We start from the raw sequence: 9,064 nt of genomic DNA on the forward strand, positions 1-9,064 counted from the left end.
TCCTACTGGGTTGAGCTTTTGCGGGCAGGGCTATGCGACGACCGCCGGAAGATCCTCGGGGCGGCGGGGCAGGGCGAAGAGGTTGATGCGCCGATCCGGTCGTACGTCGAGCACGCCCAGGCTGTGGAAGTTGTTCTTGACCAGGGCCCGACGTATCGGAGTGTTGCGGTGATCCGGGTCCGCCATGATCCGTTTGCACCGGGGGTCGGCGGCGAAAATAGCCCGCATCAGCTCTCCCAGCCACCCCGAGATAACTCCACGACCAAGCAGGTTGGTGTCGGCGGTAGCGATATGGAATCCCATATCGTGGGGGTCGGCCTGGTAGACCCGGGCGATCTCATCTTTGGCCGGCCGGTACAGCTCGACATAGGCCACCTCACGCCGTCCCAGGTCACTGCGGTCGATGGCCGCGAGATCGAAGCCGAGGATGCAGGGCCGGGAGTACGCGCCGGCCAGTTGGGCGCGCAGGTCGGCGCGGCGGCGTTCGGCGGGCCATGCCTGCTCCCAGGTCTCGGCCAGATGGGGCCTGCTCATCCATTCGGCGAGCATGTCGGGGTCGTCACCGTCGGGGTCGGCGAGCCGCAGCGTGTAGGGAGACGAGAACTCAGGGATGACCGGTGCAGGCGCCTGGCGCACGTCGTCGGGGAGGTCGGTCAGTTCGCGGGCGAGGACGTAGCTCCCGGTTTCGTTCATGAGTTCTGCGGCTCCGTTCGGTTGTCTCTTCGGGCGCCGCCCTTCCGCGCCCCACTTTTTCCGAGGCCGGGACACTGGCACCGAGGATGCACTATAAGGTAAGCCTATGCAAACATAGTTGGCGGATCGTCCAGCGGGCGGTGGCCGATGTTTTCCGGGAAAGTGGGATAGCCAGTGGAGAGACTTCTCGTGGTCGGCGCGGGGCCGAAAGCCGTGGCCGTCGCCGCAAAAGCGCAGGTATTGCGCGAACTGGGTCTGCCTGCGCCGCATGTCACGGTGGTGGAACCCCATGCGGTGGGCGGCAATTGGCTCGCTTCCGGCGGCTGGACCGATGGACAGCACCGGCTGGGCACCAGCCCGGAAAAAGATGTGGGTTTCCCCTACCACTCGAATTGGGCGCGCGGCCACAATCACGCCATCAACGAAGCAATGCTCGCCTTCAGTTGGTCATCCTTCCTGGTGGAGCGCGGTACCTACGCCGAATGGGTCGACCGCGGGCGGCCGAGCCCACAACACAATCTGTGGGCCAAGTATCTGCAGTGGGTGGCGAACAAAGTCGATCTGGATCTGATCAGTGGGCGGGTGCAGACCATCCGTGCTGCCGCCGACGGCTGGCTGGTCACCGTGGCCGATTCCGACGGCAATACCGCCGAGGTCGATGCCGATCGGTTGATGATCACCGGCCCGGGTGACAGCAGGCGCGCGCTGGCTCAGCACCCGAAAGTGCTGAGTATCGCCGAGTTCTGGGATCTGGCCGCCCGCCGTGATCTCCCTGCTTCGTCGCGGGCCGCGGTGATCGGCGGCGGCGAAACCGCGGGGTCGGCGATGGACGAACTGATCCGCCACGATGTGCTGACCGTTTCGGTGATATCGCCCGGCGCCACCATCTACACCCGCGGCGAAAGCTATTTCGAGAACTCGCTGTTCAGCGATCCCACCAAATGGCGAGCGCTGAGCATCCAGGAACGCCGGGATGTAGTACGCCGCACCGACCGCGGCGTGTTCTCGGTGCGGGTGCAGGAATCGCTGCTCGCCGACAACCGAGTGCATCATCTGCAGGGCCGCGTGGTGCGGTTCGCGGACCAGGGTGACGCGGTCGCGCTCACCTTGCGCAACGAGCTGCGTCCCGACCAGGTACACGCGTTCGACCTGGTGGTAGACGCGACCGGCGGGCATCCGCTGTGGTTCATGAAGCTGTTCGACGACGAGGCCGCCGATCTGGTCGAGCTGGCCGTCGGCGGCCCGATCACCCAGCCGAGGCTGGAGGCGTCGATCGGCCACGATCTGTCCGTCGAGGGGCTGGAGGCGAAGCTCTACCTGCCGAACCTGGCCGGTATCGCGCAGGGGCCCGGATTTCCGAATCTCAGCTGTCTCGGCGAACTTTCCGACCGCGTGCTGGCGACCACGCCCGCGCGGCCGTCTCGTCAGCTCGTATCGGGCGACGGTGCGGCGCTGGAAACATCGGCGATGCAGACGACATGGCGGAGTGTGCGATGAGTGTGATGACCGGAACCGGATTGCTCGCCGAACGTCCGGGCGCAACAGCGCCCAGGCTGCAACCGATCCTGACGAGCGAACAGCGCCGGGTGCTCGACGAATGGTCGACCGGTGTCGATCCGTGCGATCTGATCGGCTTGACCACCCTGTTCCGGCACGGTCGCGCCGTCCCGTCGAGCCGTATCGCCTTCCGCTGCGGCCGTGAAGTTCTCACCTACGGCGAGCTGTTCGACATGCTCGATCGGGGCGAGCCACCGAGCCGTTCGGGCGAAACGTCGAGCGCCGGTGTGATCTCCCAGCTGGCCGCCATGCGCAACGCGATCGGCGATGCGGCGGTCCCGCTCGGCGCTCGCGGGCTGCTGCTGGGGCTGGACGCGTTGGCGGTGGCGGTCGCCGACCGTCGTTGCGTGGCCGCGGACCGGAAGCTGCGCCGGTTCGATCCGGCGCTGCGGCCCCGAGATGTACGGCTGATCGCGCTGCCGTGGGGTGATCCCCAGGTGGCGGCGGATCTGCTGGCGGCGGTGGCGCACGGTGCGACGGTTGTGATGCCGACGGTGGCACAGCGCGGGGACGCGGCAGCGTTGGGCGAGTTGATCGCCACACATGCGGCTACACAGGTGATCTCCGACGCCGGGCTGCCGTTGCGGTTGGCCGCGACGGACGGCGTGCGGCTGGACTCGGTGCAGCGATGGGATCTGGCCGGGACCGTTTGGGCGGAAACGCTTCCCGAATTGGTGCGTTCGGTATCTCCCGATGCGGTGAGCACGTTCGCCTACCGTTCGCCTGCTTATCTGGGCGCGGTCGCGCGCGGTCCGCTGGTGTCCGGTGGCTGGGTGCGTCCGGTACCGGGTGCGAAGGTACTGGTGCTGGACGCGGCACGACGGCCGGTGCTGCCGGGCGTTGCGGGCGATGTGTACGTGGGCGGGCGAGTGCTCGCGGACGGGTTCGCCGACGGTGCGGACGAGGAACGGTTCGTGGCCGACCCGTTCGAGCCGCAGGGCAGGCTGTACCGCACGGGAGATCGCGCCAGGTGGGTGCAGGGTGGGCGGCTGGTCGTCGAAGGCCGTCAGTCGTAGCGACAGGGCTCGACGCTGGGGTGGCTATCAGCACACCAGTGGAAATTCCGGCTTGCGGTGGCTGGATGGCCTCCATCAAGGTGCGGTAGTGAGAGGAACACGCGAAGTGACCTATGCCGCCCTGGCCGAGCGATTGATCTCGCTCGGCATGATCTCTGTCGATACCGCGCACAATGTGCTCACCGATATGGGCGACCGACAGCACGACAAGTTGGACGACGAAGAGGACTTGTCCTACGCTCTGGTCGATTTCGAGGTGGCGTTTGCGGCCTACGGAGACAGTGTCGACGACTTGGAGGGCGCCTACCACAGCATGCTGCTCGACGCAGCAGCGTGCAGTGGTGGAACTGTCGTCATAGACGACGTCGAACTGACCATCGACCCGGAGCAGGGGGATGTCCTGCGGTTCGTCCGCAATGGTTCGACCGTCGAATGGACGTTGGATCACCAATGGGACCGCTATGTGGACCACATGGGCATCTTGTCTCACGTCGACGCTCTCAACCCAGGCGATGGCAGAGTCTTCCGGTCGGTCGAGCTCGATGAGCCGGGAGACAATTTTTATGTACTCGCCACCGACGAGCAGGCACTGGTCCTGACGAATGAGTTCGGCCTACGCCTCGACTGATTCCGCGCTCGCGTGCGGTCTCTCGACGCCTTTCGCCGAACTGGCGTGCACTTGCGATAGTGGCAGTCGTCCTGACTACGATCACCACCGCTGAGCCACGGAAGTCCGGCCGTTCACCGCTCGGTTTCCCGATACAGCCCGGATTCGGAAACGCCGAAGGCCCGCCTCCCGAACGGGAAGCGGGCCTTCGAACAACGACTGCCAGCCGAGTAGAAGGCTTACTTGGCCTTCTCCAAGACCTCCACCAGCCGCCACCGCTTGGTGGCCGACTGCGGGCGGGTCTCCATCAGCTGCACACGGTCGCCGATACCGGCGATCTCGTTCTCGTCGTGCGCCTTCACCTTCGAGGTGGTGCGGATGATCTTGCCGTAGAGCGGGTGCTTGACCCGGTCTTCCAGCTCCACCACGATCGTCTTGTTCATCTTGTCCGAAACGACGTAGCCGATCCGCACTTTACGACGGCCGCGCACCTCGGTCACCTTCTCGTCGCTCATGCCGCATCTCCCTTATCAGCGGGTCCGGTGGCCAGACCGAGCTCACGCTCACGCATGACCGTGTAGATACGCGCGATCTCGTGACGCACCACACGCAGACGACGGTTGTTGGTCAACTGGCCCGTCGCCATCTGGAAGCGCAGGTTGAACAGCTCTTCCTTCGATTCACGCAGGCGGGAGACGAGCTCCTCCTCGGTCAGCTCGCGGAGCTCTGCGGCCGGAGTTCCAGTAGCCATCAGAACTGCTCCTCCCTCGTCACGATCCTGCACTTCATCGGGAGCTTGTGCATCGCACGGCGCAACGCCTCGCGCGCAATCTCCTCGTTCGGGAAACTCATCTCGAACATCACCCGGCCGGGCTTGACGTTCGCAACCCACCACTCCGGCGAACCCTTACCGGAACCCATGCGGGTTTCGGCGGGCTTCTTGGTGAGCGGGCGATCCGGGTAGATGTTGATCCAGATCTTGCCGCCACGCTTGATGTGGCGGGTCATCGCGATACGCGCCGACTCGATCTGCCGGTTGGTGACGTAGCCCGGCTCGAGCGCCTGGATACCGAAATCACCGAACGCCACCGAGGTGCCGCCCTTGGAGATACCGGTACGGCTCGGGTGATGCTGCTTGCGGTACTTGACCTTACGAGGCATCAGCATGGCGTCAGCCCTCCTGTTTTTCCGCCGGTGCGTCGGCCACCGCGGTGGCGGCGCGCCCGGCCTCGGTACTGGTCGCAGTGGTACCGGTGGAACCGGAGCGACGCGGGCGGCTCGGCCGCTCCCGGCGCGGGCGATCCCCGGCCGGAGCGCTCTGGGCGGGCAGCTCACGCTTGCCGCCGACGATATCGCCCTTGTAGATCCAGACCTTCACACCGATGCGACCGAAGGTGGTCCTGGCCTCGTAGAGGCCGTAGTCGATGTCGGCGCGCAGCGTGTGCAGCGGCACCCGGCCCTCGCGGTAGAACTCCGAGCGAGACATTTCGGCGCCACCGAGGCGGCCCGAGCACTGCACCCGGATGCCCTTGACGTTCGGCGACCGCATGGCCGACTGGATGGCCTTGCGCATCGCGCGACGGAACGCGACACGGTTGGACAGCTGCTCGGCCACACCCTGGGCAACGAGCTGCGCATCCGACTCGGGGTTCTTGACCTCGAGGATGTTCAGCTGCACCTGCTTACCGGTGAGCTTCTCCAGCTCGGCGCGGATACGGTCGGCCTCGGCGCCGCGGCGGCCGATGACGATGCCAGGACGCGCGGTGTGGATGTCGACGCGAACCCGGTCGCGGGTGCGCTCGATCTCCACCTTGGAGATACCTGCCCGCTCCATGCCGGTGCTGAGCAGCTTACGGATCGCCACATCTTCTTTGACGTAGTCCGAGTACTGCTTGTCGGCGTACCAACGGGACTTCCAGTCGGTGGTGATACCGAGGCGGAAGCCGTGGGGGTTGATCTTCTGTCCCATTTACTTTGCCCCTCCCTTCCGGCGGCCACGAGTGCCACCGGCGGTGGGGACGCTCTCGACCTCGATGGTGATGTGGCTGGTGCGCTTGCGGATACGGAACGCCCGGCCCTGGGCGCGCGGCTGGAACCGCTTCATGGTGGCGCCCTCGTCGACGTAGGCCGTCGAGATGACCAGGGTGTCGGGGTTGAGGCCGAGGTTGTTCTCGGCGTTCGCCGCGGCACTGGCCACGACCTTGGCGACCGGCTCGCTCGCGGCCTGCGGCGCGAACTTGAGCAGGGCGAGGGCGTCTTCGACCCGCTTGCCGCGGACCAGGTCCACCACTCGACGAGCCTTCATCGGGGTGACGCGAACGTACTTCGCCGTAGCGCGGGCAGTCGGATTCTGAATATCAGTCGTCATCGCCGCTTGCTCTTCCGATCTTCCTTGACGTGGCTCCGGAACGTCCTGGTCGGTGCGAACTCACCGAGCTTGTGCCCGACCATGTTCTCCGAGACGAACACCGGCACGTGCTTACGGCCGTCGTGGACGGCGAAGGTGTGACCGATGAAGTCCGGGGTGATGGTCGAACGACGCGACCAGGTCTTGATGACCTGCTTGGTGCCCTTGTCGTTCTGCACGTCCACCTTCGCTTGGAGGTGGTCGTCGACGAACGGGCCCTTCTTGAGGCTGCGTGGCATTTCTTACCTCCTCCTTCAGCGCTTCTTGCCGGTACGACGGCGGCGGACGATGAGCTTGTCACTGGGACGGTTGGGCTTGCGGGTGCGGCCTTCCGGCTGGCCCCAGGGCGAGACCGGGTGGCGACCACCGGAGGTCTTGCCCTCACCACCGCCGTGCGGGTGGTCGACGGGGTTCATCACGACACCACGAACCGTGGGACGGCGGCCCTTCCAGCGCATCCGGCCCGCTTTGCCCCAGTTGATGTTCGACTGTTCGGCGTTGCCGACCTCGCCGACGGTGGCGCGGCAGCGCACGTCGACGCGGCGGATTTCACCGGAGGGCATACGCAGCGTGGCGTAGGGGCCTTCCTTACCGAGCAGCTGGACGCTGGAACCGGCCGAGCGGGCCATCTTGGCGCCGCCGCCGGGCCGCAGCTCCACGGCGTGGACGGTGGTACCGGTCGGGATATTACGCAGCGGCAGGTTGTTGCCGGGCTTGATATCCGCGGTCGGGCCGGATTCGATCGGGGTGCCCTGCACCACGCCCTTGGGGGCGATGATGTAGCGCTTCTCGCCGTCGCGGTAGTGCAGCAGCGCGATATGGGCGGTCCGGTTGGGGTCGTACTCGATGTGTGCGACCTTGGCGGGTACGCCGTCCTTGTCCATCCGGCGGAAGTCGATCAGCCGGTAGGCACGCTTGTGACCGCCACCGCGGTGCCGGGTGGTGATCCGGCCGTGGGCGTTGCGGCCACCGCTCTTGCTCAGCGGGCGGATGAGCGACTTCTCGGGGGTCGACCGGGTGATCTCGGCGAAGTCCGAGACAGACGACCCGCGGCGGCCCGGGGTTGTCGGCTTGTACTTACGGATTGCCATGAGTTCTTCTCTGCTTTCTGGACTTCCGGGCGCTTACGCGACCGGGCCTCCGAAGATCTCGATGGGCTTGCTGTCGGCCGAGATGGTCACGAGCGCGCGCTTGGTGTCCTTGCGCTTGCCGTAACCGAAGCGGGTCCGCTTGCGCTTGCCCTGACGGTTGGCGGTGTTGACGCTGGTGACCTTCACCCCGAAGATCTTCTCGACGGCGATCTTGATCTGCGTCTTGTTCGAGTCCGGGTGGACCAGGAAGGTGTAGGTGCCTTCCTCGATCAGCCCGTAGGACTTCTCCGAGATCACCGGCGCCAGCAGGATGTCGCGCGGGTCGGCGATGGTGGTCACTTGCTCTCCTCCTGTGCAGCCTCAGCCGGGCCGTGCACGAAAGCATTGAGTGCCTCCACGCTGAACACGACCTCGTCGCTCTCCAACACGTCGTAGGTGTTGAGCTGATCCGGCGCGATGGTGTGCACGTGCTCCAGGTTCCGCGCGCTCTTCCACGCTGCGATGTCCTCACGGCCGAGGACCAGCAGGAACTTCTTCCGGTCCGACAGTTCCGCCAGGAAGGTCTTCGCGGTCTTGGTCGATGGGGTCTGCCCGGCGACCAGTTCGCTGATCACGTGGATCCGCTCGTTACGCGCCCGGTCCGACAGCGCGCCACGCAGCGCGGCGCGAACCATCTTCTTGGGGGTGCGCTGGCTGTAGTCGCGCGGCTTCGGGCCGTGCACGGTGCCACCGCCGGTGAACTGCGGTGCGCGGGTCGATCCCTGGCGGGCGCGACCGGTGCCCTTCTGCCGGTACGGCTTCTTGCCACCGCCGCGGACCTCGCCGCGGGTCTTGGTGGAGTGCGTGCCCTGCCGCGCTGCGGCGAGCTGGGCGACGACCACCTGGTGCATCAGCGCGATATTGGCGGTCGCGTCGAAGATCTCCGCGGGGAGCTCGACGGTGCCGCTGGTCTTACCGCCGATTTCCTTCACCGGGAGGGTGAGGTTGGCGGATTTCTTCTCCGTACTCACTGCGGAGCTGGTCATGCGTGCGCACCACCCTTCACGGCGCTCTTGACGATCACGACGCCGCCTTTGCGACCCGGGATCGCACCCTTGATCAGCAGCAGGCCGTTCTCGGCGTCCACCTTGTGGACCGACAGGTTCTGCGTGGTGACGCGGTCGTTACCCATCCGGCCTGCCATCCGCATGCCTTTGAACACGCGCCCGGGGGTGGCGCAGCCACCGATGGAGCCGGGGCGGCGGTGCACAGCCTGCGTACCGTGGCTGGCGCCCTGGCCGCGGAAGCCGTGACGCTTCATGGTGCCCGCGTAACCCTTGCCTTTGCTGGTGCCGGTCACGTCGACATAGGTGCCTTCTTCGAAGACGTCGGCGGACAGCTCCTGGCCGACCTCGAAGCCGGAGGCGTCGGCGACGCGGATCTCGGCGACGTGACGGCGCGGGGTGACACCGGCCTTGGCGAACTGGCCGGAGACCGGCTTGTTCACCTTGCGGGGGTCGATGGCGCCGAAGGCGAGCTGCACGGCACTGTAGCCGTCGCGCTCTTCGGTCCGGATCTGGGTGACCACGTTGGGGCCTGCCTTGATAACGGTCACCGGGACGACGCGGTTGTTCTCGTCGAACACCTGGGTCATGCCGAGCTTGGTGCCGAGGATTCCGGCCGCGGGCCTGTTCTTGTTGTCAGTCATGTCTCG

Annotated in this window: 14 protein-coding genes; 3 read left to right on the forward strand and 11 right to left on the reverse strand. The window is 66.1% G+C overall.

Annotated elements, in window-relative coordinates:
- Nucleotides 1–30: 30 nt before the first annotated feature.
- On the reverse strand, nt 31–693 hold the full coding sequence (locus B0T44_RS17305; protein WP_077114341.1) for a GNAT family N-acetyltransferase: 663 nt from the start codon (nt 691–693) through the stop codon (nt 31–33).
- 174 nt (nt 694–867) lie between these two features.
- Here B0T44_RS17305 and B0T44_RS17310 point away from each other — a divergent pair, with 174 nt between their 5' ends.
- From B0T44_RS17310 to B0T44_RS17320, 3 genes are all read left to right on the forward strand, one after another.
- Nucleotides 868–2,190, forward strand: a complete 1,323-nt coding sequence (locus B0T44_RS17310; protein ID WP_077114339.1) for a SidA/IucD/PvdA family monooxygenase — start codon at nt 868–870, stop codon at nt 2,188–2,190.
- Complete coding sequence (locus B0T44_RS17315) at nt 2,187–3,266, forward strand: acyl-CoA synthetase family protein (protein WP_077114337.1); 1,080 nt, start codon at nt 2,187–2,189, stop codon at nt 3,264–3,266. Before B0T44_RS17310 ends, B0T44_RS17315 begins: the two co-directional genes overlap by 4 nt.
- A gap of 88 nt (nt 3,267–3,354) precedes the next feature.
- Nucleotides 3,355–3,894 carry a hypothetical protein gene (locus B0T44_RS17320; protein ID WP_139347624.1) on the forward strand — a complete coding sequence of 180 codons (540 nt, stop codon included), beginning with the start codon at nt 3,355–3,357 and terminating at the stop codon, nt 3,892–3,894.
- Between the two features lie 218 nt (nt 3,895–4,112).
- Here B0T44_RS17320 and rpsQ read toward each other — a convergent pair whose 3' ends face one another.
- Genes rpsQ through rplC form a run of 10 tightly spaced genes read right to left on the reverse strand, consistent with a single transcriptional unit; the run spans nt 4,113 to nt 9,058 of the window.
- The gene (gene rpsQ / locus B0T44_RS17325) at nt 4,113–4,388 is read right to left on the reverse strand and encodes a 30S ribosomal protein S17 (RefSeq protein WP_077114333.1); all 276 of its coding nucleotides are present in this window, start codon (nt 4,386–4,388) and stop codon (nt 4,113–4,115) included.
- Nucleotides 4,385–4,624: a 50S ribosomal protein L29 gene (rpmC, locus tag B0T44_RS17330; protein WP_039822435.1), complete on the reverse strand. Its 240-nt coding sequence runs from the start codon at nt 4,622–4,624 to the stop codon at nt 4,385–4,387. The genes rpsQ and rpmC overlap by 4 nt, the downstream gene beginning before the upstream one ends.
- A complete protein-coding gene (gene rplP, locus B0T44_RS17335; protein ID WP_077114331.1) occupies nt 4,624–5,040 on the reverse strand; it encodes a 50S ribosomal protein L16 in 417 nt (138 codons plus the stop codon). The genes rpmC and rplP overlap by 1 nt, the downstream gene beginning before the upstream one ends.
- A gap of 4 nt (nt 5,041–5,044) precedes the next feature.
- Nucleotides 5,045–5,842, reverse strand: a complete 798-nt coding sequence (gene rpsC / locus B0T44_RS17340; RefSeq protein ID WP_077114328.1) for a 30S ribosomal protein S3 — start codon at nt 5,840–5,842, stop codon at nt 5,045–5,047.
- Nucleotides 5,843–6,241: a 50S ribosomal protein L22 gene (gene rplV, locus B0T44_RS17345; RefSeq protein ID WP_077114326.1), complete on the reverse strand. Its 399-nt coding sequence runs from the start codon at nt 6,239–6,241 to the stop codon at nt 5,843–5,845.
- Nucleotides 6,238–6,519 carry a 30S ribosomal protein S19 gene (gene rpsS, locus B0T44_RS17350; protein ID WP_030522695.1) on the reverse strand — a complete coding sequence of 94 codons (282 nt, stop codon included), beginning with the start codon at nt 6,517–6,519 and terminating at the stop codon, nt 6,238–6,240. Before rpsS ends, rplV begins: the two co-directional genes overlap by 4 nt.
- Before the next feature lie 15 nt (nt 6,520–6,534).
- Entirely contained in the window at nt 6,535–7,371 is an 837-nt protein-coding gene (rplB, locus tag B0T44_RS17355) for a 50S ribosomal protein L2 (RefSeq protein ID WP_077114324.1), read from the reverse strand.
- Between the two features lie 33 nt (nt 7,372–7,404).
- The gene (gene rplW, locus B0T44_RS17360; protein ID WP_077114322.1) at nt 7,405–7,710 is read right to left on the reverse strand and encodes a 50S ribosomal protein L23; all 306 of its coding nucleotides are present in this window, start codon (nt 7,708–7,710) and stop codon (nt 7,405–7,407) included.
- A complete protein-coding gene (rplD, locus tag B0T44_RS17365; RefSeq protein ID WP_077114320.1) occupies nt 7,707–8,396 on the reverse strand; it encodes a 50S ribosomal protein L4 in 690 nt (229 codons plus the stop codon). Before rplD ends, rplW begins: the two co-directional genes overlap by 4 nt.
- Nucleotides 8,393–9,058, reverse strand: a complete 666-nt coding sequence (rplC, locus tag B0T44_RS17370; protein ID WP_077114318.1) for a 50S ribosomal protein L3 — start codon at nt 9,056–9,058, stop codon at nt 8,393–8,395. The genes rplD and rplC overlap by 4 nt, the downstream gene beginning before the upstream one ends.
- Nucleotides 9,059–9,064 lie beyond the last annotated feature (6 nt).

Origin of the sequence: Nocardia donostiensis (genome assembly GCF_002081715.1) — a bacterium.
Taxonomy (GTDB): Bacteria; Actinomycetota; Actinomycetes; order Mycobacteriales; family Mycobacteriaceae; genus Nocardia; species Nocardia donostiensis.

Excerpts from the sequence above, each read along its gene's own strand:
- rplP (WP_077114331.1), bottom strand. The coding sequence starts at position 5,040 with ATGCTGATGCCTCGTAAGGTCAAGTACCGCAAGCAGCATCACCCGAGC.
- rpsQ (WP_077114333.1), bottom strand. The coding sequence starts at position 4,388 with ATGAGCGACGAGAAGGTGACCGAGGTGCGCGGCCGTCGTAAAGTGCGG.
- rpsS (WP_030522695.1), bottom strand. The coding sequence starts at position 6,519 with ATGCCACGCAGCCTCAAGAAGGGCCCGTTCGTCGACGACCACCTCCAA.
- rpmC (WP_039822435.1), bottom strand. The coding sequence starts at position 4,624 with ATGGCTACTGGAACTCCGGCCGCAGAGCTCCGCGAGCTGACCGAGGAG.
- rplC (WP_077114318.1), bottom strand. The coding sequence starts at position 9,058 with ATGACTGACAACAAGAACAGGCCCGCGGCCGGAATCCTCGGCACCAAG.
- B0T44_RS17315 (WP_077114337.1), top strand. The coding sequence starts at position 2,187 with ATGAGTGTGATGACCGGAACCGGATTGCTCGCCGAACGTCCGGGCGCA.
- rplD (WP_077114320.1), bottom strand. The coding sequence starts at position 8,396 with ATGACCAGCTCCGCAGTGAGTACGGAGAAGAAATCCGCCAACCTCACC.
- rplB (WP_077114324.1), bottom strand. The coding sequence starts at position 7,371 with ATGGCAATCCGTAAGTACAAGCCGACAACCCCGGGCCGCCGCGGGTCG.
- rplV (WP_077114326.1), bottom strand. The coding sequence starts at position 6,241 with ATGACGACTGATATTCAGAATCCGACTGCCCGCGCTACGGCGAAGTAC.
- rpsC (WP_077114328.1), bottom strand. The coding sequence starts at position 5,842 with ATGGGACAGAAGATCAACCCCCACGGCTTCCGCCTCGGTATCACCACC.
- B0T44_RS17305 (WP_077114341.1), bottom strand. The coding sequence starts at position 693 with ATGAACGAAACCGGGAGCTACGTCCTCGCCCGCGAACTGACCGACCTC.